Source organism: Rhizorhabdus wittichii, from assembly GCF_017607425.1.
Taxonomy (GTDB): Bacteria; Pseudomonadota; Alphaproteobacteria; order Sphingomonadales; family Sphingomonadaceae; genus Rhizorhabdus; species Rhizorhabdus wittichii.
Window position 1 is genome coordinate 4,580,910 of record NZ_CP059319.1, and the last position, 25,948, is coordinate 4,606,857.

A 25,948-nucleotide genomic window follows, 5' to 3' on the forward strand; every position below is an offset into this window, starting at 1 on the left:
GGACGGGGATGCTCAAGCGACATTGGTATGTGGGTAGTGCGTGCGCGGCGCTCGCGGCGGCGGTTCCGGCGCTGGCGCAGTCGGCGCCCGCCGAGACGGCGGAGACGGCGTCGGATGGCGGGCTTCAGGAGATCGTCGTGACCGCGACGCGGCGCGACTCCAACCTCCAGTCGACCGCGATCGCGATCTCGGCCGTCGACGAGAATCTGATCCGGCAGGCGAGCCCGCGCAACGTCGGCGACCTCGCCGCCTTCGTGCCGAACTTCTCGGCGGCGACGATCACCAATTTCAACGCGGCGTCCTTCTCGATCCGCGGCGTCGGCCAGAACAGCATCATCGTCTATTTCGAGCCGCCGGTGGCGGTGCTGGTCGACGATTTCGTCATGCCGTCGGTGCAGACCCAGCTGCTCGACACCTTCGACGTCTCGCAGGTCGAGGTGCTGCGCGGGCCGCAGGGCACGCTGTTCGGCAAGAACACCACCGGCGGCGCGGTCGTCGTCAAGACCAAGCGGCCCCAGCTCGAGAAGATCGAGGTCGAGGGCCGGCTCCAGGTCGGCGACTTCGGCACGGTGATCCCGCAGGCCTCGTTCAACCTGCCGATCGGCCAGACGCTCGCCTTCCGCGGCGTGATCGGCCACACCCAGTCGGACGGCTATTACAAGAATGGCGGCTGCTTCGGCCCCGTCACCCCGTTCGCCGCCACCGCCTTCGCCGCCAAGTTCGCGGGGCAGAGCGGCTGCGGCGACGGCCGCTCGCTCGGCGGGCAGGACGTGTGGAACGCCCGCGCCAAGCTGCTGTGGGAGCCGAGCGACGCGTTCAGCGCGCTGCTCCAGTACGAATATCTGCGCGACCGGTCGGACAGCGTCCCCTCGGTCAACCTGACCCCGGCGTCGAACGGCTTCCTGTTCCACTCGCTCGGGCTCGGCTCGGTGCCGAACCGTAACAGCGATCCGCTCAAGAACGCCGCGCTGACCGACCGGCAGGCCGCGCTGATCAAGGAGAAGAGCGGCCAGATCGTCAATGTCGACGGCGTCTACCTGAACATGGACTACAAGACCGACTGGGGCACCTTCACCTCGGTCAGCGGCTATCGCAACCAGCGGTCGCGCCTGCCCAACACCTATATGGGCACCGCGCCGGTCGCGTCCGACGGCACCGTCCTGTCGCTGTTCGACGCGCAGCGCGACGACAACCGCAAGACCTATCAGCAGGAACTGCGCTTCGCCTCCTCGTTCGACGGGCCGTTCAACTTCGTCGCGGGCGGCTTCTACCAGAAGGACAAGACCAGCTTCTGCGTGGCGCAGCTGCTCGGCTTCCTCGACCTCGCCAGCGGCGGGCCGGGCTTCGGCAACTGGAACGACAATCCCTATCTGCTGTGCAACGCGCAGCGCTCCCGCTCGAAGGCGACCTTCGTCGAGGGCACCTTCAAGTTCACGCCGACCCTGACCCTGACCGGCGGCTTCCGCTACACCTGGGAGAACAAGAGCTGGTACGGCCGCCAGCAGGTGTTCGCGCAGCAGCTCGAGGGCGGGTTCGATCCGTCGATCGTGCTGGAGAACGCGCTCGACGCGAACGTGTTCGACTATACCGCCGGCGTCATCAAGGTGAAGGACAGCGCCCGCGAACCGACCTGGCGCGTCAGCCTCGGCTGGCAGGCGACGCCGACCGTCTTCGCCTATGCGACCTATTCGCGCGGCTTCAAGGCGGGCGGCTTCAACGACCAGATCGGCAGCTTCCATCCCTTCGTCAACGCCGACGGCAGCGACAATCCGGCGGCCTTCGCGGCGGCGGCCTCGGCCACCAAGCCGGAGCGCGCCGACAGCTACGAAGCGGGCGTGAAGACCGAGCTGTTCGACCGGCACCTGCGCTTCAACCTGACCGGCTTCTACGTCGACTATAACGACCTGCAGAAGCAGATCGTCGTGCCGCTGGTGGTCGGCGGGCAGCAGTTCCAGGTCACCCGCTTCTTCAACGCCGCCAAGGCGACGGTGAAGGGTATCGAGCTGGAAAGCACGCTGATCCCGGTGCACGGCCTCACCCTGCGCGGCCTCGTCGGCTATCAGGACGGCAAGTACAAGAGCTACGTCACGCCGATCCCGGCGGGCTACGACCTGTCGACCGCGCCGCTCGACCGCCTGCCCAAGTGGCAGTGGACGGCGGATGCGACCTACGAGCTGCCGATCGGCGACTTCAAGCTGCAGTTCAACGGCAACATCAACTATGTCGCCCGCAACCTGTTCACCCAGTCGATCACCAGCCCGGCGGAGAACACCTTCCTCAACGCCCGGACGCTGTACAACGCGTCGATCACGCTGATGCAGGCCGACGACAAATATTATGTCCGCCTGATCGGCCGCAACCTCAGCGACAAGCGCTACCTGACCGGCGCGCAGGTGGTCGGCGGCCTGTGGGCCAACGGCCAGTACGGCCCGCCGCGCTACTTCGGCGCGGAACTGGGGTTCAAGCTCGGCAACTGACCTTGGGGGACGGCGCCCGCGTGACGGGCGCCGTTCAGTCTTTGCGATGGACGTGATCATGTCACGCCGATTCCATCACTCCTCCGTCATTCCCGCGAAAGCGGGAATCCACGGTCACGGCACATTCCGTCTCTTGCGGGCCGCCGTCCATGGATTCCCGCTTTCGCGGGAATGACGACAGAAACGGAAAGCCGAGCGGAACGCTTCAACCCTTACGCCGCCGCGGCCGGCAGGCAGACCGTGTCGAGGCCGAGCGCGTGGGTGAAGCGGCCCATCGCCATCCACATCCCGATCGCCAGGGTCAGGTCGGTGATCTCCGCGTCGCTATAGGCGGCGCGCATCGTCGCCCAGAACGGCTCGTCATAGCCCAGCTCGTTCGGCGCGAAGGCCATGCGCTCGGCGAGGTCGACCGCCAGCCGCTCGCGATCGTCGAGCAGCGGGCTCGTCCGCCACTGGTCGACCGCCGCGTAGAAGGCCTCGTCGGGGCGGGCCCCGCCGCGCGCGACCAGCGAACTCGCCGGATCGCCGCCGACCGAGGCCAAATAGCCGTCGAGATGGTCGGCGGCGCGAAAGCCCTGGCAGACCAGGCAGCCGTTGATCTGCGCGATGCGGTAGCGCGCCGCCTCGGCGATGCGCAGCGACAGGCGCAGCGACTGGTAGACCGCGCGCACGAACTCGCCGGCCGCCGCCCCGATCACGGGCGAATGCCGCGTCAGCGCATGGCCGAGCGGATCGGCCAGCGCGTCGGCGGGGATATCGATGTTGGGCATCCGTCTCTCTCCTTCGCGACGGGCTTTCCGGCTTTCGGATGGACCGGCGTCGCGCCCGGCCCGCCGGCCGGCTCAGATCGCCTGGACCGGCGTCTTTCCGTCCCAGTTCCGCGCGGCCGCCTGGATCGCGCCGAAATAGGCGTGCATCTCGGGCTTGGCCTCGATGATCTCGACCATCGTTCCGGGCCACAGCAGGTCGGTGTCGAGATAGGCGAAGCGCGACATCGGCAGCACGCCCTCCATCGCCACCCCGATCCCGGCGGCGCGGGCGGCGGCCATCTGCGCGTCGTAATCGTCGGCATAGGTGCCGAGATGATGGGCGCCGCGCCGCCCGGCGGCGAGGAATTCGCGATAGGGGGAGGGGGCGCTGCCGGGCTGGATCAGCTCGATCATCGTATCGCCGCTATAGGCGATCGCGACGGCGGCGAAGATGTCCGCGTCGGCGGGCACCCGCCGGCCGCGCACCTCCAGCCAGTCCGCCTGGAGCGGAACCGGGAAGCGGACGAACGGGCCGACCCCCATCGTTCCGGTCCAGTGCGCGATCGCCGCGTCGATATCCTCGACGACATAAGCGAGCTGGAAGATCCGCCCGAACAGCCGACTCATTCGCTCTCTCCCGTAACGGTCTGTGATTTGACCTTGCAAAACAATCATGCATGTTTTTTTATGCATGTCGATCCGCGCGAAGACGGAATCGAGGAGAGACGCGATGAACTACGATTTCCGCCTGTGGGACATCCATGTCGGGGCGCCGCATCCGTTCTATCGGCACAGCTATGTCGACAACGGCACCGCCCGGCCGACGCCGGCCCGCTACCACGACCGCGCCTTCGCGGCGGAGGAGTGGGAGAAGGTGTTCGCGCGGAGCTGGCTGATCGCCTGTCCGGTCTCCGACATCCGCGAGCCGGGCGACTTCGCCCGCTTCGACATCGGCAATGAGAGCTTCATCGTCGTCCGGGGCGAGGACGGCGAGGTCCACGCCCATTACAATGTCTGCCCGCATCGCGGCAGCCGGCTCGTCCTCGACGATTTCGGCAGCCAGTCGGCATTCACCTGTCCCTTCCACAGCTGGCGGTTCGACCTGAACGGGGAGAATGTCGCGGTCACCGACCCCGAGACCTTCCGGCCCGAGGTGCTGTGCCACGACATCAACATGACCTCGGTCCGCTGCGAGGTCGCGGTCGGGCTGGTGTTCATCTCGATGGACCCGGACATCGCGCCGGTGAAGGAGTGGCTCGCCCCGATCCTGCCGCAGCTCGAGCTGTACGAGATCGACAAGATGCACGTCATCCAGCACCGCCGGTCCGACTGGGGCGCCAACTGGAAGGGCGGGGTCGACGCCTTCGCCGAGATATACCATCTCCACGCCGTCCATCCGCAGACCCAGTGCCTGATGGACGACCGCACCCAGATCGACCTCTATCCGGGCGGGCTCAGCCGCCAGTTCGTCCCCTTCGCGCAGCCGAGCCCGCGCTTCGCCGACCAGGAGAGCGTGAACCCCGGCATCGCGCTGATGCTCAAGGACGCCGGCATCGATCCCGCGACCTATGCCGGCACCGCGAAGGAGACCCGCGCCGCGGTGCAGGCCGCCAAGCGCAGGCGCGCCGCCGACTACGGCCTCGACTATGACAGGTTCAGCGATTCGCAGCTCAGCGACTCGACCGTCTACAGCCTGTTTCCCAATGCGCAGATCGGCTGCCATCCGGAGGCGGTGTTCCTCCACCGCTTCCTGCCGCATGCGACCGATCCCAACCAGTTCACCTACGACACGATGATCCTCTACCGCCATGTCGACGCGCCCGGCTACGCGCCGCCGGCCTGGATGGGGCTGAGCGAGGACATCGACACCAGCGGGGAGACTCGGCCCGACATCGTCCACACCGGGCTCGGCGAGCCGCCGGGGCTGGGCGAGGTGCTCGACCAGGATTCGGACCTGCTGCCGATCGTCCAGGCCGGGGCCCGCTCGCGCGGCTTCCGGGGGCCGTTGTGGAGCGAGCAGGAAGGGCGGCTGCGCCATTTCCATGCCGAGCTAGACCGGCGCATGGGCCATGGAGAGCCGGCATGAACTACGACCGGCGCGGCTGGGCGGTCCACAAGGACTCGACCCATCCGTTCGACGCGCCCGCCGCCCATGTCGACAATGGCGCCGCCCGCCCCGATCCCGCCCGCTACACCTCGCGGGCCTTCGCGCGGGAGGAATGGGAGAAGGTCTTCGCCCAGGCCTGGCTGATGGCGGGCCCGGTCAGCGACGTGCGCGAGCCGGGCGACTGGATGCGGTTCGACATCGGCGTCGAGAGTTTCATCATCGTCCGTACGGCCGATGGCGGGCTGGCCGCGCATTACAATGTCTGCCCGCATCGCGGCAGCCGGCTGGTCCAGGACGACGTCGGATCGCAGGACGATTTCACCTGCCCCTTCCATAGCTGGCGCTTCGGCCTCGACGGCCGCAACCTCGCCGTCACCGATCCGGAGACCTTCCGGCCCGAGGTGCTGTGCCACGGCACCGACCTCGGCTCGGTCAGGGTCGAGGCGGCGGCGGGGATCGTCTTCCTGTCGATGGCAGAGAATCCGCCGCCGCTCCGCGACTATCTCGGCCCGATCCTGCCGATGCTCGAAAATTACCGGATCGACGAGATGCACGTCGTCCAGCACCGCCGGTCGGACTGGGCGGCCAACTGGAAGGGCGGCGTCGACGCCTTCTACGAAAGCTACCATCTCCACGCGATCCATCCCCAGACGATGGGGATGCTCGACGACCGCACCCATATCGATCTCTATCCGGGCGGGATGAGCCGGCAGTTCGTCCCCTTCGGCCAGCCCAATTCGCATTTCCCCGAGCAGGAGGCGATCAACCCCGGCATCGCCGCGATGCTCCAGGACGCGGGTCTCGACCCCGCGACCTTCCAGGGCACCGCGCGGGAGAGCCGCTCGGCGATCGCGATGGCCAAGCGCGACCGCTCGGCGCGGCTCGGGCTCGGCTATGAACGGTTCAGCGACGCGCAACTCACCGACAGCGTGATCTTCGGCATCTTCCCCAACGCGCAGATCGGCTGCCATCCCGAGGCGGTGTTCCTCCACCGCTTCAAGCCGGACGCCGACGATCCCGAGCGCTTCACCTATGAGACGACGATCCTCTACCGCCATGTCGACGTGCCCGGCTATGGCGCGCCGCTGTGGATGGGGCTGGGCGACGATGTCGACCTGACCGGGGAGACCCGGCCCGACGTCGTCCACACCGGGCTCGGCGAGCCGCCGGGCATGGGCGAGGTGCTCGACCAGGATTCGGACCTGCTGCCGATCGTCCAGGCCGGCGCCCGCTCGCGCGGTTTCCGCGGCCCGCTCTGGGGCGAGCAGGAGGCGCGGCTGCGCCACTTCCACGTCGAGCTCGATCGCTGGATGGGGCGGTAGTTTTCACACCGACACGTCGCCCCTGCGGAGGCAGGGGCCCATGTCTCTCATCAGCCAGATGACCACCGGGGAGGATAGAGACATGGACCCCAGCCTGCGCTGGGGTGACGGCAGGAAAATCAGTTGATCATCCGCACCGCCGTCGCTTGTGGCACGGTGGATGCTGAAACAAGTTCAGCATGACGGTGGGCGGGGCCGGGTCAGAACGGCCGGATCGTCACCCCGTTGTCGACGACGAACTCCGCGCCCGTCACGAAGCGCGCCTCGTCGGAGGCGAGGAACACCACCATCGCCGCGACGTCCTCGGGCGCGCCCTTGGCGCCGGCGGGCAGGACGCCCTTCGGCACCGCCTGCTCCTGGCCGATGCGGCCCTCGGCCTCCTGCACCATCGGCGTCTCGATCGCGCCGGGATGGATCGAGTTGCAGCGGATCTTGTAGCCCTTTTCCTGGCACATCACCGCGATCGACTTGGTCATCGATCGCACCGCGCCCTTGGCGGCCGAATAGGCGAGGAATATCGGATAGCCGAGCAGCGCGCCGGTCGACGACATGTTGACGATCGATCCGCCGTCGTTGCGGTTCATCAGCGGGATCGCATATTTGCAGCCGAGGAACACGCCCTCGCTCATCACCGCGTTGACGAAGCGGAACTGGTCGAGCGTGGTCCCCTCGACATCGGCCGACAGCACCACGCCGGCATTGTTGACGAGGATGTCGAGCCGGCCGAACCGCTCCTCGATCGCCCGGATCACCGCGATCCACTGGTCCTCCGACGCGACGTCGAGCGCCAGCGCGAGCGCGCCGTTGCCGATCGCGTCGGCGACCTTCAGCGCGGGCTCGATCCTGACGTCGGTGACGACCACCGTCGCCCCCTCGCGCGCCAGCGCCTCGCAATCGGCCTTGCCGAGCCCCGATCCGCCGCCCGTGACGAGCGCGACCTTGCCGGCTACCCGCCCGGCCGCTTCGCCGCCGCGATCCTGTGTCATAACCCTCTCCGTCTGTCGGCGGACGATCAGGCCGCGCCGCTCTCGTCGAAATAGTCCGGCATGCCGCCCGGCCAGACGACGCCCCACTGCGCCTGCCCGCCGTCGATCACCAGCAGGTCGCCGTTGACGAAGCGGCCGGCGGGGGAAGCGAGATAGGCGATCGCCTCGGCCACGTCCCACGCATTGCCGCGCGTCTTCATCGGATTGGCCTTGTGGAAGCGGACCAGCGCCTCCTCCGGATAGACGCCGAAGCCCTCGGTCTCGATCACGCCGGGGCCGATGCAGTTGATCCTTATGTCGAACGGCGCCCATTCGGTGGCGACCGTCTTCGACAGGTAGATCACCCCCGCGCGCGCCGCGCAGGTGTGCGCCGCCTGCGGCATGCCGCGCTCGACATTGGCGACGATGTTGATGATGTGGCCCGGCGCGCCGGTTTCGCGCCAGCGCTTCGCCGCCTCCTGCATCATCCACCAGGTGCCGTTGAGGTTGGTGTCGATCACCGCCAGCCAGCCCTTGCGGCTGAAGTCGATCGCGTCCTGCGGGAATTGTCCCCCCGCATTGTTGACGACGGTGTCGAGCCCGCCCATCCGATCGTGGATCTCGGCGATCAGTGCCTCGCACGCCTCGGGATCGCGGATCGTCATCGCGGCGGTCATCACCTCGCGGCCGGTCGCGGCGCGGATCTGGTCGCGGGTGACGGCCAGCTTGTCGGCGTTGCGGCCGCAGATCGCTACCTCGGCGCCCAGCCGCGCGGCGAGGAACGCCGCCGCCTTGCCCATGCCGCTGCCGCCGCCGGTGATCAGGATGCGATGGCCGGCCAGCAGGTCGGGCCGGAACACCGTGTCATGCGTCGCCAGGTCGTCGGGCGTCAGGCCGCGCTTCGGCCGGGTCGGGTCGTTCGGGTCCGGGCGGACATGGCCGCCGGGCGCGGACTGGGTGGAATTCGCATCCATCGATCGTTCAGGCTCCTCCCGACATGGCTTAGCATCGCCGATGAAGAAAACAATCACAAATGTCTTTTTTATTGAGCGGGCTTTTCCCCGGAACGACCGTGGCCTCGCGCATCGCTCCGTAGGGGCGTGACAACGATAGTGGTCTTGAAAAAGGCAGTCATGCCTGTTTTTAATGGCGCGGAGAGAGGAGATTGGGCGATGGCGGAACTGGACGGCAAGGTCGCGGTGGTGATCGGCGCGGCGGGGCGGGGCAACATGGCGCAGGCGATCGCGCGGCGACTCGCGGCCGACGGCGCGCGACTCGTGGTGGCGGGGCGCGATCCCGAACCGCTCGCCGAACTGGCCGACGAACTGGGCGGTCTCGCCGTCGCGCGGTGCGACCTGACCAGCGAGGCCGACCTGGCGCGGCTGGCGTCGTCGGCGGTCGACCGCTTCGGCGGGATCGACATCGCCGTCAACGCGACCGGCTGGGGCCTGCTCAAGCCGTTCCTCGACACCAGCAAGGAAGAGATCGAGAAGATCACCGCGCTCCAGTTCACCGGCGCGATCCTGTTCTACCAGGCGATGCTGCGGGCGATGCGCGACGGCGGGTCGCTGATCCAAATATCCTCGGCGACGGCGACGATCATGCTGGAGGACCACGCCGCCTATATGGGCACCAAGGCGGGCGCCGATCATGTCATCCGCTGCATCGCCAACGAATTCGGCGATCGCGGCATCCGCGCCAATTCGGTGGCGCCGGGCTTCACCGTCACGCCGATGACCGCCAAGGCCGGCCGCAACCCGGCGGTGATCGGCGCCTTCGCCAAGGAATATCCGCTCGGCCGGGTGGGGACGAGCGAGGACGTCGCCGAGGCGGTGGCGTGGCTCGTCTCCGACGCCTGCTTCATGACCGGACAGACCTTGCAGGTGAGCGGCGGCGTCACCCTGCGCCGCAACCCGCGCAACGCCGAGATCGTCGCGGCGGTGCAGGCCGCGCGCGCCGCGGCGGCGCCCCAGGCGTGAGCCGGCGATGATCCGCGGCGTCCATCACCTCGCCGTCTCGACGCCCGATCTCGACCGTTTCGTCGATCATTATCGGCGCTGGTTCGGTTTCGAACGCTGCGGCGAAGGCGCGTGGGAGCAAGGCAATGAACGCGTCGACACGATGGTCGGGCTGAAGGACAGCGCCGCGCGCTACCAGATGCTCCGTCTCGGCAATCTCTATATCGAGGCGTTCGAATATGCTTCGCCGCGCGGGACGGCGGTGCGGCCGCGGATGTGCGACCATGGCCTGATCCACCTCTGCCTCTATTGCGACGACGTCTTCGCCGAATATGAGCGGCTGACCGCGCTGGGCATGGCGTTCAACGGCCCGCCCGGCGGATCGGCCGCGACCCGCGCCACCTATGGCCGCGACTGCGACGGCAATGTCGTCGAGCTGCTCCAGATCGTCGACGAGGGCTGCGGCTTCGGTTTCGACCGGGCGAAGGCCCTGGAGCCGTCAGCCTAGCTCGCGCAGCAGGGTGGCGGGGTCGCGGTCCCAGCGGTCGGCCGCCTTGCGCACGGCGGCGAAGAAGGCGCGGATGGCGGGCTTGTCCTCGACGATCTCGATCATGTGGCCGAGCGCCGCCGAGGTGTCGACATAGGCATAGCGCATCGGTCCGAACAGCCCGTCCGCCGCGACCGCGAAGCCCTGGCCGGTATAATGGGCCAGGTCGGCGGCGAAGTCCTCCGCGATGAAGGCGACATGGTGGAAGCCGGTCGCCCCCGCCGGCACCGTGTCGCGATAGGCGGAGGGGCCGTCGTCATGCTGCTCGACCAACTCGATCTGCACCTCGCCATGCTGGGCGACGGCGGTCGAGAAGCGGGTCTCACTCGGCGCGCCGCGATAGCGCGGCTCGTCGAGCCTGAGGTCGCGGTTGACCAGGAAGGGTCCGATTCCCGTCGCCGCATGCCAGCGGCGGGCGGCCTCGGCCAGGTCGGGGACGACCCAGGCATATTGGATGATGCGGGGCTGGAAGCTCATCGGGCGGCCTCGTGCGGCAGGTGGTTGGCGATCAGGGTGCGCGCCGCCTCGACGGCGCGGCGGGCGCGTTCGAACGGCGGGACTCCCGCCTTGCGCGCGGCATGCTGCGGCACCTCGACGTCGACGATCGTGCCGGGCCGCAGCGCGGCGAGCGCGGCGGCGAGCGGGAAGTCGCCGGCGCCGGGCAGGGCGCGCTCGCGGATCGCCTCGTGCCAGGCCTCGTCGCGCGCCCGCTCGCGCGGGCCGTCGCAGATCTGGAGATAGCCAATCCGGTCGTGCGCGGCGGCGATGTCGGCGGGGCCGCCGCCGTTCCGCACCAGGTGCAGCATGTCGCACACCAGCGAGGCGCCGGGCCGGTCCGCCGCCGCCACGATCGCCGCCGCCTGCGGCAGCGTGCGCACCGCCGAGAAGCCGTTGAACTCCAGCCCCGCGACGATGCCGAACCCGGCCGCCAGGTCGCAGAAGCTCGCCAGCGCCGCCGCCCCCGCGCGGTCGTCGAGATCGTGGATGTGGACCGTCGCGCGCGTCGCGCCGAGCGCCTGCCCCACCGCCAGCGCCCGTTCGAAGCCGGCCCAGTCGGGATCGGCGTCGAGCGGGAACACCTCCAGGTTGCACAATGTCACGCCGGCCTGCCCGAGCGCCGCCGACAGCTCCGCGACGTCCGCCTCGCCCACGCAGGGGAAGAGTCGTGCTATCGCCTCGGGAACATGGGTGAACAGGCAGACATGGTCGCACCCCAGCCGGCCCGCGATCGCGGCCAGCTCCGCCGGCGACGCGTCGAGCGCCGTCAGATGGTGGAGCGAGAGCTTCGCCGGGGGCAATAAAAAATCATTCATGATTGTTTTTATGCGCGGCTGTGGTAGGGCGAGTCAATCGGAAGAGACGAAGGACGCTACGGGACAGGATCGATGGACGCCATCAGCCATGACAGCGCCGGGCCGGATTATGCCCGTATGGACTATGAGCGCGGCCGCAAGGCCGCGCCGGAGGGTTTCCCCAAGCTGCCCGACATTCCCGGCCGCCGCTATGTCGATCCCGATTTCCTGGCGCTGGAGAAGGAGCGGATGTGGAAGCGGGCCTGGCTCTATGCCGGCCATGTCGACCAGCTCCCCGACCCCGGCTCCTGGTTCCTGACCCGCAACACCGGATCGCCGGTCATCGTCGTGCGCGACCTGCAGGGCGACCTGCGCGCCTTCTTCAACACCTGCCAGCATCGCGGCGCGCCGCTGGTGACGGCGGAGGCGGGCGAGGCGCGCGGCTTCGTCTGCGGCTATCATGGCTGGAGCTACACGCTCGACGGCAAGCTCACCGCCGTCCGCGACAAGCGCGACTTCGTCGACCTCGACTTTTCCTGCCGGTCGCTGGTGCCGGTTCGCTGCGAGACGCTGGGCAACCTGATCTTCGTCAACGAGGATGCCGAGGCGCAGCCGCTGATCGACCATATCGGCCCGATGGCGAAGGAGCTCGACCAGTATCAGCTCGACCGCCTCCGCCTCGTCGACAGCCGCAGCTACGAGGTCGGCTGCAACGTCAAGGTGCTGCTCGACGCCTTTCTGGAGGTCTATCACATCAAGTCGATCCACCAGCACACGGTGGACCGCTTCCTCGACCATCGCGGCATGATCGTGACGCTCTGGCCGAACGGGCACAGCCGGATGGTGACGCCGAACAGCCGCCCCGACTGGAAGGACCCGGGCACGATCGGCATGCCGAAGATCGACACCGTCACCGACCTGCCGGCCAACAACAACGTCAGCTACCAGATCTATCCCAACTTCGTGATGCCGCCGTCCGACAGCGGCATCCCGCTGCTCCAGTTCTGGCCGACCGGCCCGCGCTCGTCGCGGGTGGTGTCGAGCTGGATCGGGCCCGACCACGACCCGGAGAACCCGCATCCGATGTGGGCGAAGCGGATCGCCAATTGGGAACGCATCCTCTACGAGGACCTCCAGTTCGCCCCGCAGATCCAGGAATCGCTCGAAAGCGACGGATTCCGCGGCATGCCGCTCAACTATCAGGAGCGGCGCATCTATCATTGGCACGAGGAGCTCGATCGCCGCATCGGCCTCAACCAGGTGCCGCCCGAGGCGCGGGTCGAGCAGGTGCTGCACGACTGGGTCACGCGCTGACCACCATCGGATCATAGGGGAGAGGCATGGATTTCAGGCTCACATCCGAGCAGGAGGAACTGCGCGAGGCGGCCCGCGCCTTCGCCCGCGCCGAATTGCCGGCGATCGCGGCGGCGTGCGAGCGCGACAATGTCCCGCCCAGCCATGAACTGGTCCGCCGCTATGCGGAGATGGGCTTCCTCGGCATCAACGTGCCGGCGGAACTGGGCGGCCTCGGCCTCGGCAATCTCGAGGCGCTGGTGGTGCTGGAGGAGTTCGCCAAGATATCCTCGGCGGTCGCCTTCCCGATCTTCGAATCCTCGGTGGGCCCGGTGCGCGCGATCGAGCATTTCGGGTCGGACAGCCTCAAGCGCCGCATCGTCCCCGCCGTCTGCAAGGGCGAGATGGTCGTCGCGATCGGCATGTCGGAGCCCGACGCCGGATCGGCGCTGACCGACCTCAAGACCAAGGGCGTGGTGAAGGGCGACCGGCTCGTCATCAACGGCACCAAGCGCTGGTGCTCGGGCGGCGGCCATGCCGACGCCTATCTCGTCTATTGCCGGCTGTCGGACGATCCCGGCCCCAGGGCGATCGGCGCGGTGCTGGTCGAGAAGGGGACGCCGGGCTTCGGCTTCGGCCCCAACGAACAGCTCATGGGCTTCCGCGGCGTGCCCTCGGCCGACCTGACCTTCGACGATGTCGAGGTGCCGCTCGACAACATCGTCGTGCCGGCGGGCGGCTTCAAGAAGCTGATGGAGACGTTCGACCTCGAACGCTGCGGCAACGCCACCATGGCGCTGGGCCAGGCGTCGGGCGCGCTGGAGGACGTCACCGACTATGTCCAGGAGCGCAGGCAGTTCGGCAAGCCGATCGTCGAGTTCCAGGCGGTCCAGCTCAAGCTCGCCGAGATGCACATGAAGGTCGACGCCGCCCGCCTGCTGATCTGGCGCGCGGCGGCCAATGCCGAGGACGGGCTGCCTTCGATCCTCGACAGCTCGACCGCCAAATGCTTCGCCAACTCGATCGCGCGCGAGGTGGCGGGCGACGCCGTCCAGCTGATGGGCGCCTATGGCTATTCGAAGGATTTCCCGATGGAGCGCCGGCTGCGCGACAGCTGGGGCTGGGGCATCGCCGGCGGCGCGATCGACATCCAGAAGGTCAACATCGCCGCGGCGATGCTCGGCCGCCGCTTCGACCAGAGGCGCTGATGGCGAAGCAGCGCATCGCCGCGCTCGACGACGTCCCCGAAGGCGGCAACAAGGCGTTCGACGCCTGCGGAAAGTCGGTGCTGCTGTGCCGCACCGGCGCCGGGGTCTTCGCGATCGAGAATATGTGCAGCCACGCCTTCGCCCATCTGGAGGGCGGCAAGGTCCGCGGGCCGCACATCTTCTGTCCGCTGCACGGCGTCCGCTTCGACATGCGCACCGGCGCCCCGAACGGGACGCTGACCAAGAAGCCGATCGCGGTCTATGCGGTCAGCGTCGAGGACGGCGAGATCGTCGTCGACCTGCCCGATGGCTAGGCTGTTGCACATCGACGCGAGCCCGCGTGGCGCGCGATCGCGATCGAACATGGTGGCGGACCGGCTGATCGCCGGGCTCGCCGGGCACGACATCGAACGGCTGGCGCTGTTCGACGCCGACCTGCCCGCCTTCGACGGCGCCGCGATCGAGGGGCGCTATGCGCTGATCGAGGGCCGGCCGGTCGATGAGGCTGTGCGCGCCGACTGGGCGGCGATCGGCCGGATGGTCGATCATTTCCTGTCGTTCGACGGCTGGCTCCTGACCGTGCCGATGTGGAATTTCGGCATCCCCTACCGGCTCAAGCATTATATCGACCTGATCACCCAGCCCGGCCTGGCCTTCCGGGTGGTCGACGGGCAGGGCGAGGGGCTGGCGGCCGGCCGCCGCGCGATCCTGGTCACCTCGGGCGCGCTCGACATCCGGCCGGGCGGGCCGATGGCGGCCTATGATTTCCAGCTCGCCTATCTCAGGACCTGGCTCGGCTTCATCGGCGTCACCGACGTCGATGCGATCCATGTCCGCCCGACCTATGGCGACGAGGCGAGCGTCGCGGCGGCGATGGACCGCGCCTATGCCGAGGTCGACGCGCTGCTCTCCGGCCTCTCCCTGCCGGCGCGGGTATAGACCAGGTTGATGCTGCGGAAGCTCACCGCCTCCTCGCCATGCTGGTTGACGACGGCATAGCGGGTGATGGCGGTGCCGCGATCGGCGCGCGAGGTCGAGGGGCGCAGCTCGACGATCTCGGAGGTGACGTGGATGCTGTCGCCGGCGCGGACGGCCTTCTTCATCCGCACCTCGTCCCAGCCGATGCCGCAGACGAAGTCGATGTCGGCATTGATCGCATGATCCATCTGCCGCCACAGCGCGAGGGTGTGGATGCCGCTGGCGACGACCTCCCCGAACACCGACTGGCGGGCGAGGTCGGCGTCGCTGTGGAACCATTGCGGGTCCCATTGGCGCGCGAAGGCGAGTATCTCCGCCTCGGTGACGAGGCGCGGCTCGGACCGGCGGACCTCGCCGACCACGAGGTCCTCGAAGCAGCGGGTCGGCCGGGCGGGGACGAAGGGGGCATCATGGTCGGTCATCGATCATCTCCTGCCAGGAAGCCGGCCGGCCCTGCTTTGCCAAGGGACATGCCGAAACGGGAGTCATTTGTGGACGAGACCGATCATCGCTTTGCCCATCTGTTCCGGTTCGAGGAAGGCGACGGCGGCGTGCTCCGCGCCGCGCCGACCGGCGGGCCGCTGTTCCGGCTGTTCGGCGGGCAGGTGCTGGCGCAGGCGCTGGCGGCGGCGCAGCACAGCGTCGCGGCGGGGCGGCTGGCGCATAGCTGCCACGCCTATTTCGTGCGCGCCGGCCGGGTCGACCGGCCGATCGACTTCACCGTCAGCCGCGACACCGACGGCCGCAGCTTCTCCGCCCGCCGGGTCGAGGCGCGGCAGGGCGACGAGCTGATCCTCACCCTGTCCGCCTCCTTCCACGCGGCCGAGCCGGGTCCGGTGCAGCAGGCGACGATGCCCGACGTCCCCGACCCGCTCGACCTGCCGCCGCAGGAGCAGGCGATCGCCGCCGCGCTGCCCCATATGCCGCCGCATCGGCTCGTCTTCTGGGATCGCGACATCGGCCTCGACGTCCGCGCGGTCGAGCCGTTCCACACGCTCGACCCGCCCCGCGCGCCGGCGCGCCGCTCCTTCTGGTTCCGCACCCGCGACCGGCTCGGCGACGACCCCGGCGAGCATCAGCGGATGCTCGCCTTCGCGTCGGACCTCTATATCCTCCACACCGGGCTGCTGCCGCTCGGGATAAGCTGGTCGGACCATGGCCTGAGCGACGTCAGCCTCGACCATGCGCTGTGGTTCCACCAGCCGTTCCGCGCCGACGAGTGGCTGCTCTACACGATGGACAGCCCCTATGCCGGCGGCGCCCGCACGCTCGGCCGCGGCACGATCTTCGCGCGGGACGGCCGGCTGGTCGCCTCGGTCGCCCAGGAAGGGCTGATCCGGCTGGCGCGGTGATAATGTCTATACTTTATCCGAGCCGCTCGAGCAGCGCGGCGGCGAGCGGCTCGGCGCTGGCGGGGTTCTGCCCGGTGATCAGCCCGCCGTCGGCGACGACCAGCGGCTCGAACGGCGCGGCGCAGCGATAGTCGGCGCCCTGCCCGGCGAGCGCGGTCTCGGCCAGCAGGGGGACGAGCTTGTCATATTCGAGCATCGCCTCCTCGGCATTGCTGAAGCAGGTGATCGCCTTGCCGGCGACCAGCGGCGACCCGTCCGCCGCGGTGGCGGTCATCAGCCCGACGACGCCGTGGCAGATCGCCGCGACCGGCTTGCCCTGCGCGTGGAGGGCTGTCGCGAGCGCGCCGAGCGGGCGGCAGGCGGGGAAGTCCCACAGCGTGCCGGTACCGCCGACCAGGAAGATCGCGTCGATCCGCGCCGGATCGATCGCGGCGAGGTCGAGCGGCGCCTCCAGCTTCGCCATCGCCGCCGGCTGACCGAGCAGCCAATGCCCGGCGGGCAGCAGCCACGGCTCCTCCAGGCTCGCCGGGTCGAGCGGGGCGGGGACGCCGCCGGGGGTGGCGAACATGATCTCGTGCCCGGCCTTGTCGAGCGCGCGATAGGGCGTCGCCAGCTCCTCCAGCCACACCCCGGTCCTGGCGCCGGTGTCGCCGAGCTCGGCCTGGCCGGTCAGCACGAACAGGATGGTCTTGGTCATCGTCACGCGTCCTCGAAAATTGCCCGTCTGGCGTGGCGGCCGGCGGGCGGCGCGGCAATCCACCAATTAGGTGGATAGGAGCCGGCGGCGCCTGTGGCATTATGCGGCGATGCTGATCCGCACCAAATTGGCGCCGCCCAACAGGACGATCGACCTGCTGTGGCGCGAGGCGCTGGTCGGGCGGATCACCGGCGCGGCCGAGCGGCTGACCGTCCTCTCCGCCCCCGCCGGCTACGGCAAGACGACCCTGCTCAGCCAGTGCCACGCCCAGTGGCGGCGCGGGGACGTCGCGGTCGCCTGGTACAGCGTCGACGATTCGAAGTTCGAGAGCGACCAGTTCTTCGCCTATCTGATGGCCGCGCTGCACCGCGCCGGCCTGCCGCTGCCCTATTCGCAGGAGGCGATCGACGCCGGCCTGCCCGGCCTCGCCGCCGAGGCGGCCGCGCGGGCGATCGTCGTCGCGCTGGAGGCCAGCGAGGAGCCGGTCCGGCTGATCATCGACGACTATCACCGCATCGCCTCGCCCGCGACCAACCGCTTCCTCGACTATGTGATCGAGCGGATGCCGAACCACGCCGCGATCATCATGGCGATGCGCGGCATGCCCGAGATCGCGCTGTCGAGCCTGCGGGTCCGCGGGCAGCTCCTGCTGCTCGAACAGAACGACATCCGCTTCTCCGACAGCGAGGCGCTCCGTTTCCTGAGCGACCAGTCGAGCAAGGTCGACTGGGGCGAGCTGATCGAGCGAACCCAGGGCTGGCCGGCCGCGCTGCAACTGCTGCGCCTGTGGCTGGCGGGGCGCGACCAGGTCGACACGCTCGAGCACCTGACCCGGCGGTCGAGCGACCTCGCCGACTATCTGGCCGAGCAGGTCTTCTCCGGCCTGCCGGCCGACGTCCAGCAATTCCTGCTCGAAACCTCGATCGCCGAGCGTATCTGCACCGGGCTCGGCGATGCGATCTCGGGCCGCGACGATGGCGCCGACATGCTCGACCAGATGCGCCGCCGCAACCTGCTGGTGACGCCGCTCGACGACGACGGCGTCTGGTATCGCTTCCACCCGCTGCTGCGCGAATTCCTCTACGATATGCTCGCACGGGACAGCCAGGCCCGGCTCGACGCGCTCCATCTGCGCGCCGCCGCCTGGCTGGCCGGGGAGAATCTGCTGCCCGAGGCGCTGGGCCATGCCGCGCGCGTTTCCGACCGGACCGCGGCGACCGCGATCATGGAGGCGGCTGGCGGATGGCGGATGGCGATCCGCGGCGGCCTCACGCTGCTCCGTCACGTCGACGAGATCGATCAGGTGCCCCCGGCGGACTTCCCGCGCGTCACCCTCGGCCGGGTCTATTTCGCCGCCCAGAACGGCCGCCTGCCCGAGGCGCGGGCGATGCTCGACCGGCTGCTCGCGGTGCTGCCGCTCGACCGGGTCGAGGCGACCGACCCCGGCCTCGCCAGCGAGATGCTGTGCAACGACCTCGTCGCCCATATCTACGAGGATCGCGCGATCCCGGCCGCCTATGGCCGCTTCCTCGAACGGCAGCTCGCGCATGAGGGGCACGACCCGACGTTGCGCGTGCTGCTCCACCACCTGTCCTGCCTGGCGAGCTTCGATCGCGGCGACGACATCTGGTGCCGGGTCCATGGCGAAAAGGCGCTCAAGCTCGCCCGGTCGCACCAGCTCCCGCTGCTGGAGGTCTATGCCTATCAATATCTGGGCCTGTCCCAGATCCGCACCGGCCGCCGGCGCGAGGCCGAGCTCTATTTCCGCCGCAGCTTCGAACAGGCCAACCGCCATTTCGGCGAGGGCAGCGCCCAGGTCGCGGTCGCGATCTCGCTGCTCGCCTATACGCTCTATTTGTCGGGGGACCTGTCGAGCGCGACCGAGTTGCTCGAATCGGCCGTGCCGGTGATCGAGGTGAGCGAGGGCTGGCACGAGGTGTTCGTCGCCGCCTATGCGACCCAGGCCTGGCTGGCGGCGCGGACCGGCAACCTCGCGGCGGCCGAGCAGGTCATCCAGCGCGGCCGCGCCACCGCCGAGCGCCGGGGCCTGCCGCGCCTGCGCTACCAGCTCGACCTGCTGCGCGCGCGGATATGGCTCTGCCTCGACCGGGCCGAGCTGGCCGGGCCCCTGCTCGCCGAACTGGGCGAGCCCTCGGCCGTGTTCCGCGAGCGCGACCGGCGGCTGTTCTGCGACTATCGCGTCGCGCTGACGGCCTGCGCCGTGCAACTCGGGCGGCCTGACGAGGCGCTGGTCGCGGCGCTGGAAGCCGACGTCGCGGAGGCGGGATCGGTCGCGCTCGACATCGAGATGGCGATCCTGCGCGCGGCCGGCGCGGTCGCGGCCGGGCGGCGGACCGAGGCGGCGCACGCCGTCCGCCAGGCGCTGGAGGCGGCCGAGAGCGAGGGGTTGATCGGCATCGTCTCGCAGTTCGGCGCGCTGCTGCCGCCGGTGCTGGCGGCATGCGAGGAGGCGCTCCACCTGTTCGAGCCGGCGCAGCGCAGCACCGTCGCGCGGCTGCGGCAGACGACGCCGGCCGCGCGACGGGGCGGCACCGCGATCCCGCCCGCCGCGAGCGACGTCATCGTCACCCCGCGCGAGATCGACGTGCTGCGCGGGCTGGCCGACGGGCTGTCGAGCAAGGAGATGGCGCGCAGCCTGGGCGTCGCCGAGAGCACGATCAAGACGCACCGCATCAACATCTACCGCAAGCTCAACGTCGCGACCCGGTCGCGCGCGATCTCGGCGGCGCGCAACCTGCGGCTGATCTGATGCAATCGGGTCGTGGACCGTCTAGCGTCCATGGACGTTATGGTGCGGAGGCCGATGGCGATGAGCATGATCAAGATCTGGACCTATGACTGGGTTCCCGAAGGTCCTCGCGGTTTCGTGCGCGATCTGCGGCTGCGATGGGCGTGCGAGGAAGCGGGTCTTCCCTACAGCATGTGCTCGGTCCCGTTCGAGGGCCGCGAGACCAATCATCTCGCGCAGCAGCCCTTCGGCCAGATTCCGTTCCTGAGCGACGGAGAGCTCGCGCTATTCGAGAGCGGCGCCTGCCTGCTGCACCTGGCCCGCAAGAGCAGCCATTTGATGCCGAACGATCCGGCCGAGGAAGCGGAAACGGTCCAGTGGGTGGTCGCCGCGCTCAATTCGATCGAGATGGTCACGGTTCCCTGGTGGTTCCTCGAAGTCTCCGGCGCGACCGAAAACGGCCTGACCGGCTGGCTGGCCAACCGCCTCGACACGATGGAACGGGTGCTGAAGGAGCGGGAATGGCTGGTCGCCGATCGCTTCACCGCGGCGGACCTGCTGATGGCGGACGTGCTGCGCGTCGCGAAGGTCCGCGCCTTCGGCGACCGGCCCGCGACCGAGCGCTATCTGACCCGCGTGACCGGGCGTCCCGCGTTCAGGAAGGCGCATGACGACCAGCTGGCCTATTTCGCCCAGGCGGATTGAGCGGCATCGGCATCGGTTCTCCACCCTCTAGCCATTATCCATATATCCACTATGCTGGATATATGGATAATGATTCGGCCATCGCGACGCTGGGCGCCCTAGCGCAGGGGACGCGCCTCGACGTGTTCCGCCTGCTGGTGAAACACGAGCCGGTCGGCATGGCCGCGGGCGAGATCGCCCGCCGGCTCGACGTGCCGCAGAACACCATGTCGGCGCATCTCGGCATCCTCGCGCGCGCCGGCCTCGTCTGTTCCGAACGGCAGAGCCGCTCGATCATCTACCGCGCCTATCTCGATGGCTTGCGGGCGCTGACGCTGTTCCTCGTGAAGGACTGCTGCGCGGGGAATGCGGAGCTGTGCGCGCCGCTCGTCGCCGAACTCTCCCCTTGCTGCTGAAAGGTCGTCCCGTGGCCGTCGACATCGTCGTCTATCACAATCCCGAATGCGGCACGTCGCGCAACGTCGTCGGCCTGATCCGCAACGCCGGCATCGAGCCGCACATCGTCGAATATCTGAAGACCCCGCCCGCCCGCGCGCTGCTGGTGCAACTCGTCGAGCGCGCCGGCATCCGCCCCCGCGATCTGCTGCGCGAGAAGGGAACGCCCTATGCGGAACTGGGCCTGGACGACATGTCGCTTTCCGACGAGGCGCTGCTGGACGCGATGATGGCGCACCCGATCCTCATCAACCGCCCGCTCGTCGTCTCGCCGCTCGGGGTGAAGCTCTGCCGCCCGTCCGAGGCGGTTCTCGACATCCTCCCCGAAGCGCAGCGGGGGGCGTTCACGAAGGAAGACGGCGAACGGGTCGTCGACGCCGCGGGCCAGCGCATCCCATCGGCATGAACCGTCAGGCGATCGCGGGCGAGGCGCTGGGCAGCTTCCTGCTGTTCGCGACCGTCATCGGCTCGGGCATCATGGCCGAGCGGCTGGCCGGCGGGAATGTCGCCGTCGCGCTGCTGGGCAACACGCTCGCCACCGGCGCGATCCTGTTCGTCCTCGTCGCCATGCTGGGGCCCGTGTCGGGCGCCCATCTCAACCCCGCCGTCACCCTGGTCATGCGCCTGCGGGGCCATATCGGGACGGCCGCCGCCGCGGCCTATGCCTGCGCTCAACTGGCGGGCGGCATCCTCGGGGTCTGGGCGGCCCATGCCATGTTCGCGGTGCCGCTCCTCCAGCTGTCCGACAAGGTCCGTGCCGGCCCCGGCCAGTGGATCGGCGAAGGCGTCGCCACCTTCGGGCTCGTCCTGACGATCCTGGGAACGGCGAAGGTCCGGCCCGGCAGCATTCCGGCGAGCGTCGCCCTCTACATCACCGCCGCCTATTGGTTCACCTCGTCCACCAGCTTCGCCAATCCGGCGATCACCGTCGCGCGATCGCTGAGCGACAGCTTCGCCGGCATCGCGCCCGCCTGCGTGCCCGCATTCGTCGCGGCTCAGGTCGCGGGCGCGCTGGCCGCCCATCGCGTCGGCGACATCATCTTCTCCGACGTCCCGAAGGAAATCGCATGAACCGCGTGCGCCCATTGCCCGACCCCGATCATCTGCCGGCGCTCGACCGCCGCTTCCTGATCGACCGTCCGGCCATCGGCCTCGGGGCCGACCAGCCGCCGCCCCGTATCCTCCTGCTCTACGGTTCGCTCCGCGACAGGTCGTTCTCGCGCTTCGCGGTGGAAGAGGCGGCTCGCCTGCTCGAACTGTTCGGAGCCGAGACGCGCATCTTCGACCCGTCGGACCTGCCCTTGCCCGATCAGGTCTCGGGCGACGACCATCCCGCCGTCCGCGAGCTGCGCGAGCTGTCGATGTGGTCGGAAGGGCATGTCTGGTGCAGCCCCGAGCGCCACGGCACCATCACCGGCATCATGAAGACCCAGATCGACCATCTGCCGCTGGAGATGAAGGGGATGCGCCCGACGCAGGGACGCACGCTCGCCGTCATGCAGGTATCGGGCGGATCGCAGTCGTTCAATGCCGTCAACACGCTCCGCCTGCTCGGCCGCTGGATGCGCATGTTCACGATCCCCAACCAGTCGTCGGTCGCCATGGCCTACAAGGAGTTCGACGAAGCCGGCCGCATGAAGCCGTCGAGCTATTATGATCGGATCGTCGACGTGATGGAGGAACTGGTTCGCTTCACCGTCCTGCTGCGTCCCCATGCGGCGCAGCTCGTCCACCGCTACTCCGAACGCAAGCAGGCCGGGGTGCCGGTCGATCGGGCTTCGGACCTGTCGGCCATCGCCACCGCGCGGGCGTAGCCCCCCGGGGCGCGCGCTCCACCATCCCGTTCCGCCGCTCCACCTTTTCTACCGATATACGCGGACGCCTCCCTCGCCATAGCCTTGGGGCACGGCGCACGGGTCAGAGCCCGGCGCGATGCCTATCGAGGGGGACGTGGAGATGACATTCAGGAACCGCATGCTGGCCGGGCTGCTCGGCACCGCCTGCCTGTTCGCGGCGAGCGCCGCCGTGGCGCAGGAGGCCGCCGCCGGCGCCGATCCCGCCGAGGGCAACGACATCGTCGTCACCGCGCGGCAGCGCTCGGAGAGCCTGCAGCAGGTGCCCGATTCGGTCACCGCCTTCTCCGCCAGGACGATCGAGGAGGCGGGCATCCGCAGCATCGACGACGTCACCGCGCTGATGCCGAACATCTCGCTGGTCGATTCGCAGGACGCCGGCACGGTCGCGATCAACATCCGGGGCATCGGACAGGTCCGCAACGGCGAGGCGCCGGTCGCGCTCGTCATCGACGGGGTCCAGATGACCTCGACCGACATGATCAAGCAGGCGCTGCTCGACCTCGACCAGATCGAGGTACTGAAGGGGCCGCAGGGCGCGCTCTACGGCCGCAACGCGATCGGCGGCGCGATCAACATCACCACGAAGCGGCCGACCAACGACCTGCAGGGCCGCGTCTCGGTCGACTATGCCAATGGCGACGACCGCCGCCTGTCGGGAACGCTGAGCGGCGCGCTGGTGCCCGACCGGCTGCTGTTCCGCATCGCCGGCGACTATCGCAAGTTCGACGGCGTCTTCCGCAACGTCACGCTCGACCGGAAGGTCGATTTCGTCGAGGACCTCAACCTGCGCGGCCGGCTGATCTTCACGCCGACCGAGCGGCTGACGATCGACCTGCGCGGCGCCTATGGCGACCTCAAGGCGGGCGCCTCCTGGTACATCCCGCTGCCCGACGGCCAGCCGAACGACAGCAGCGTGCCGATCCAGAACGATTTCCTGGGCCGCAGTCCGCGCACGGTGAAGGACGGGTCGCTCAAGGTCGACTATGAATTCGATCCCTTCACGCTGAGCTCGATCAGCGCGTTCAACACCACCCGGATCGACCTGAGCGAGGATCTCGACTGGTTCCCGCAGTCGATCCTCGGCGCGACCCAGCTCCGCCGCTACGAGAGCTTCACCCAGGAATTCCGCCTGGCTTCCCCCTCGACGCAGAGGCTGCGCTGGACGGCGGGCGCCTATCTGCTCGACGCGCGGCGGCGGGTCGACACGGTGGTCCTGATCTCGCCCGATCCGACCGCGTCGAAGCTGCCGCCCTCGGCCTATATCCCGCTGCCGGCGGCGCGCGCGACCGAGGACATCCTGACCAAGGCCGCCTATGCCCAGCTCAACTACAGCGTCACCGACACGGTCGAGCTGACCGGCGCGCTGCGCTACGACCATGACCGGCGCGAACAGACCAACCGGCTCGTGCCGGGGCCGAAGCGCAAGGCCAATTTCGACGAATGGCAGCCGAAGGTCTCGATCAAATATTCGCCGACCCCCGACACCATGATCTACGCGACGGCGGCGCGCGGCTTCCGCAGCGGCGGCTTCAATCCGCCCAACGCGGTCTTCCCCGCCATCTACAAGCCCGAGGTCGCCGACACGCTGGAGATCGGCAGCAAGAACAGCCTGCTCGACCGCCGGCTGACGCTCAACGCCGCCGCCTTCTACATGCGCTACAAGGACCAGCAGGTCTTCATCCTCAACGTCGCCGACCAGGGCATCGTCAACGTCGGCAAGACCGACATCTACGGCTTCGAACTGGAGGCGCAGGCGCGGCCGGTCCGCAACCTCCAGCTCGGCGCGTCGCTCGGCTTCATCGACACGAAGATCAAGGATTTCGACGGCACCGCGCGGTTCCGCGGCAACCGGGTGCCGCTCACCTATCGCTGGTCCTATACCGCGTTCGGCCAGTATCGGGTGCCGGTCGGCGGCGATCGCGGCATCGTCGCCCGCGTCGACTATTCGGGCCGGTCGGGCAATTACTGGCACATCGACAATGCCGACCGGCAGGACGCGGTCCACCTCGTCAATGCCCGGCTGACTTTCGATGCGAAGCGCTACTCGATCGCGCTCTACGCCACCAACCTGTTCAAGGAGCGCTACACCGAGGAGTTCTTCGCCAAGGAATTCTCGGCCGGCGCCGCCGACATCCGCTATCCGGGCCAGCCGCGCCGCTATGGCGTCTCGGCGACCCTCAACTTCTGACGGGGCCATCCATGACGACCCAACCGCGCGACCTAGAGGAGTTCTTCCACGGCCGGACGGCGGCGATCGAGCTGATCGACCGTCGCCGCCACGGGCGCGACGTCGCCTATGAAGGCGACGGCGACCTGTTCACCCAGAGCTGGTTCCCGCTGTGCCGGTCGAGCGAGGTGGCGGCCGGCGCGGTGCTGGGCCGCAACTTCCTCGACGGGCGGGTCGCGGTCTACCGGACCGAGGACGGCATCGCGAACGTCGTCAGCGCCTATTGCCCGCACAACGGCGCCGACCTGTCGATCGGCAAGGTGGCGGGCGACCGGCTGGTCTGCGCCTTCCACCATTGGGAGTTCGACCGGAGCGGCCGGTGCAGCCGGACCCCCACCGGCGACCGGATCGTCGAGGGGATGAAGGTTTTCCGCTATCCGGTGCAGGAGCGCTTCGGCCTGATCTGGGCGTTCAACGGCACCGAGCCGCTGTTCGACCTGCCCGAGCTGGGCTTTCCCGACGAGGAGCTTGCCTTCCACGCCGAGATCCCCAGCCTCGACCTGCTGGCCGATCCCTGGGTGTTCATGTGCAACACGTCGGACTTCAACCATATCGAGGTCGTCCACGGGATCGACATCCAGGGTGACGCGACCCGCGACATCAACTGGCACGAATTCGGCTACGATTATGACCTGAAGGGCCACTTCAGGGAGACCGGCGCGGCGATCGAGTACAAGGTCGGCATCCGCGGCTCGAACATCTTCTACCAGATGGGCAGCGTGAACGGCCGCTGGTTCGCCTTCCTCTATCCGTGCGGCATCCACCGCCCGGGCACGCTGCGCAGCTATTTCGTCATCGCCACCCGCAAGTCGGACGGCACGCCGGAGGACGACGCCCGCGTGGCCGAGACGCTCGACTTCGCGCAGAAGCTGGAGATCGCGGTGGTCGACCAGGACGTCGAGATCCTCAACAGCATCCGCTTCACGCGCGGCATGTTCACCCGCAGCGACAAGGCGCTGGGCCGCTTCGTCGATTATCTGAAGACCTATCCGCGCGCGCATCCCGGCGCGGACTTCATCCGATAGGAGGGG

General features: G+C 68.8%; 26 protein-coding genes. 18 read left to right on the forward strand and 8 right to left on the reverse strand.

Features of this window, described 5'->3' with window-relative positions; all coding sequences use genetic code 11:
* Positions 1-8 precede the first annotated feature (8 nt).
* Positions 9-2,477 carry a TonB-dependent receptor gene (locus HRJ34_RS22040; RefSeq protein WP_208632405.1) on the forward strand — a complete coding sequence of 823 codons (2,469 nt, stop codon included), beginning with the start codon at positions 9-11 and terminating at the stop codon, positions 2,475-2,477.
* Positions 2,478-2,689: 212 nt separating this feature from the next.
* On the opposite strand, the gene HRJ34_RS22045 is transcribed toward HRJ34_RS22040, so the two are convergent.
* Positions 2,690-3,247, reverse strand: a complete 558-nt coding sequence (locus HRJ34_RS22045) for a carboxymuconolactone decarboxylase family protein (RefSeq protein ID WP_016745986.1) — start codon at positions 3,245-3,247, stop codon at positions 2,690-2,692.
* A gap of 72 nt (positions 3,248-3,319) precedes the next feature.
* The gene (locus tag HRJ34_RS22050; RefSeq protein ID WP_208632406.1) at positions 3,320-3,853 is read right to left on the reverse strand and encodes a VOC family protein; all 534 of its coding nucleotides are present in this window, start codon (positions 3,851-3,853) and stop codon (positions 3,320-3,322) included.
* Between the two features lie 103 nt (positions 3,854-3,956).
* On the opposite strand from HRJ34_RS22050, the gene HRJ34_RS22055 reads away from it, so the two are divergent.
* Both HRJ34_RS22055 and HRJ34_RS22060 read left to right on the forward strand, forming a co-directional pair.
* Positions 3,957-5,312: an aromatic ring-hydroxylating oxygenase subunit alpha gene (locus tag HRJ34_RS22055; protein ID WP_016745988.1), complete on the forward strand. Its 1,356-nt coding sequence runs from the start codon at positions 3,957-3,959 to the stop codon at positions 5,310-5,312.
* On the forward strand, positions 5,309-6,655 hold the full coding sequence (locus tag HRJ34_RS22060) for an aromatic ring-hydroxylating oxygenase subunit alpha (RefSeq protein WP_208632407.1): 1,347 nt from the start codon (positions 5,309-5,311) through the stop codon (positions 6,653-6,655). The genes HRJ34_RS22055 and HRJ34_RS22060 overlap by 4 nt, the downstream gene beginning before the upstream one ends.
* A gap of 200 nt (positions 6,656-6,855) precedes the next feature.
* Here the strand turns inward: HRJ34_RS22060 and HRJ34_RS22065 are convergent, their stop codons facing one another.
* Together HRJ34_RS22065 and HRJ34_RS22070 are read right to left on the reverse strand one after the other, a co-directional pair.
* Complete coding sequence (locus HRJ34_RS22065) at positions 6,856-7,641, reverse strand: SDR family oxidoreductase (protein WP_208632408.1); 786 nt, start codon at positions 7,639-7,641, stop codon at positions 6,856-6,858.
* Between the two features lie 26 nt (positions 7,642-7,667).
* On the reverse strand, positions 7,668-8,594 hold the full coding sequence (locus tag HRJ34_RS22070) for an SDR family oxidoreductase (protein WP_016745991.1): 927 nt from the start codon (positions 8,592-8,594) through the stop codon (positions 7,668-7,670).
* A gap of 198 nt (positions 8,595-8,792) precedes the next feature.
* Here HRJ34_RS22070 and HRJ34_RS22075 point away from each other — a divergent pair, with 198 nt between their 5' ends.
* Together HRJ34_RS22075 and HRJ34_RS22080 are read left to right on the forward strand one after the other, a co-directional pair.
* The gene (locus HRJ34_RS22075) at positions 8,793-9,599 is read left to right on the forward strand and encodes an SDR family oxidoreductase (protein WP_012048473.1); all 807 of its coding nucleotides are present in this window, start codon (positions 8,793-8,795) and stop codon (positions 9,597-9,599) included.
* Positions 9,600-9,606: 7 nt separating this feature from the next.
* On the forward strand, positions 9,607-10,086 hold the full coding sequence (locus tag HRJ34_RS22080; protein WP_208632409.1) for a VOC family protein: 480 nt from the start codon (positions 9,607-9,609) through the stop codon (positions 10,084-10,086).
* Here HRJ34_RS22080 and HRJ34_RS22085 read toward each other — a convergent pair.
* Positions 10,078-10,602, reverse strand: coding sequence for a VOC family protein (locus tag HRJ34_RS22085; protein ID WP_208632410.1), 525 nt, complete (start codon positions 10,600-10,602; stop codon positions 10,078-10,080). The two genes, HRJ34_RS22080 and HRJ34_RS22085, sit on opposite strands and share 9 nt — an antisense overlap.
* Positions 10,599-11,438 carry a sugar phosphate isomerase/epimerase family protein gene (locus tag HRJ34_RS22090; protein WP_208632411.1) on the reverse strand — a complete coding sequence of 280 codons (840 nt, stop codon included), beginning with the start codon at positions 11,436-11,438 and terminating at the stop codon, positions 10,599-10,601. Before HRJ34_RS22090 ends, HRJ34_RS22085 begins: the two co-directional genes overlap by 4 nt.
* Before the next feature lie 72 nt (positions 11,439-11,510).
* Between HRJ34_RS22090 and HRJ34_RS22095 the strand changes: the two genes are divergently transcribed.
* Genes HRJ34_RS22095 through HRJ34_RS22110 form a run of 4 tightly spaced genes read left to right on the forward strand, consistent with a single transcriptional unit; the run spans position 11,511 to position 14,857 of the window.
* On the forward strand, positions 11,511-12,731 hold the full coding sequence (locus HRJ34_RS22095) for an aromatic ring-hydroxylating oxygenase subunit alpha (protein ID WP_012048469.1): 1,221 nt from the start codon (positions 11,511-11,513) through the stop codon (positions 12,729-12,731).
* Positions 12,732-12,757: 26 nt separating this feature from the next.
* A complete protein-coding gene (locus tag HRJ34_RS22100) occupies positions 12,758-13,918 on the forward strand; it encodes an acyl-CoA dehydrogenase family protein (RefSeq protein WP_012048468.1) in 1,161 nt (386 codons plus the stop codon).
* Complete coding sequence (locus HRJ34_RS22105; RefSeq protein WP_208632412.1) at positions 13,918-14,232, forward strand: Rieske (2Fe-2S) protein; 315 nt, start codon at positions 13,918-13,920, stop codon at positions 14,230-14,232. Before HRJ34_RS22100 ends, HRJ34_RS22105 begins: the two co-directional genes overlap by 1 nt.
* Complete coding sequence (locus HRJ34_RS22110) at positions 14,225-14,857, forward strand: FMN-dependent NADH-azoreductase (RefSeq protein ID WP_012048466.1); 633 nt, start codon at positions 14,225-14,227, stop codon at positions 14,855-14,857. The genes HRJ34_RS22105 and HRJ34_RS22110 overlap by 8 nt, the downstream gene beginning before the upstream one ends.
* Here the strand turns inward: HRJ34_RS22110 and HRJ34_RS22115 are convergent.
* Positions 14,803-15,318, reverse strand: a complete 516-nt coding sequence (locus HRJ34_RS22115; protein WP_029993781.1) for a MaoC family dehydratase — start codon at positions 15,316-15,318, stop codon at positions 14,803-14,805. The genes HRJ34_RS22110 and HRJ34_RS22115 overlap by 55 nt on opposite strands.
* A gap of 69 nt (positions 15,319-15,387) precedes the next feature.
* On the opposite strand from HRJ34_RS22115, the gene HRJ34_RS22120 reads away from it, so the two are divergent.
* The gene (locus HRJ34_RS22120) at positions 15,388-16,248 is read left to right on the forward strand and encodes an acyl-CoA thioesterase (RefSeq protein WP_226948898.1); all 861 of its coding nucleotides are present in this window, start codon (positions 15,388-15,390) and stop codon (positions 16,246-16,248) included.
* A gap of 13 nt (positions 16,249-16,261) precedes the next feature.
* Here the strand turns inward: HRJ34_RS22120 and HRJ34_RS22125 are convergent, their stop codons facing one another.
* Complete coding sequence (locus HRJ34_RS22125; RefSeq protein ID WP_030092165.1) at positions 16,262-16,945, reverse strand: type 1 glutamine amidotransferase domain-containing protein; 684 nt, start codon at positions 16,943-16,945, stop codon at positions 16,262-16,264.
* A gap of 70 nt (positions 16,946-17,015) precedes the next feature.
* Here HRJ34_RS22125 and HRJ34_RS22130 point away from each other — a divergent pair, with 70 nt between their 5' ends.
* From HRJ34_RS22130 to HRJ34_RS22165, 8 genes are all read left to right on the forward strand, one after another.
* The gene (locus tag HRJ34_RS22130) at positions 17,016-19,715 is read left to right on the forward strand and encodes a LuxR C-terminal-related transcriptional regulator (RefSeq protein ID WP_226948899.1); all 2,700 of its coding nucleotides are present in this window, start codon (positions 17,016-17,018) and stop codon (positions 19,713-19,715) included.
* Between the two features lie 60 nt (positions 19,716-19,775).
* Positions 19,776-20,399, forward strand: coding sequence for a glutathione S-transferase family protein (locus HRJ34_RS22135; RefSeq protein ID WP_012048461.1), 624 nt, complete (start codon positions 19,776-19,778; stop codon positions 20,397-20,399).
* Between the two features lie 62 nt (positions 20,400-20,461).
* On the forward strand, positions 20,462-20,794 hold the full coding sequence (locus tag HRJ34_RS22140) for an ArsR/SmtB family transcription factor (RefSeq protein ID WP_208632414.1): 333 nt from the start codon (positions 20,462-20,464) through the stop codon (positions 20,792-20,794).
* 11 nt (positions 20,795-20,805) lie between these two features.
* On the forward strand, positions 20,806-21,240 hold the full coding sequence (gene arsC / locus HRJ34_RS22145; RefSeq protein WP_012048459.1) for an arsenate reductase (glutaredoxin): 435 nt from the start codon (positions 20,806-20,808) through the stop codon (positions 21,238-21,240).
* Positions 21,237-21,905, forward strand: coding sequence for an aquaporin (locus HRJ34_RS22150; protein WP_012048458.1), 669 nt, complete (start codon positions 21,237-21,239; stop codon positions 21,903-21,905). Before arsC ends, HRJ34_RS22150 begins: the two co-directional genes overlap by 4 nt.
* A complete protein-coding gene (arsH, locus tag HRJ34_RS22155; RefSeq protein WP_012048457.1) occupies positions 21,902-22,648 on the forward strand; it encodes an arsenical resistance protein ArsH in 747 nt (248 codons plus the stop codon). The genes HRJ34_RS22150 and arsH overlap by 4 nt, the downstream gene beginning before the upstream one ends.
* Before the next feature lie 142 nt (positions 22,649-22,790).
* Positions 22,791-24,878, forward strand: coding sequence for a TonB-dependent receptor (locus HRJ34_RS22160; RefSeq protein WP_011953075.1), 2,088 nt, complete (start codon positions 22,791-22,793; stop codon positions 24,876-24,878).
* Positions 24,879-24,889: 11 nt separating this feature from the next.
* Positions 24,890-25,942 carry a Rieske 2Fe-2S domain-containing protein gene (locus HRJ34_RS22165; protein ID WP_208632415.1) on the forward strand — a complete coding sequence of 351 codons (1,053 nt, stop codon included), beginning with the start codon at positions 24,890-24,892 and terminating at the stop codon, positions 25,940-25,942.
* The last annotated feature ends 6 nt before the right edge of the window (positions 25,943-25,948 follow it).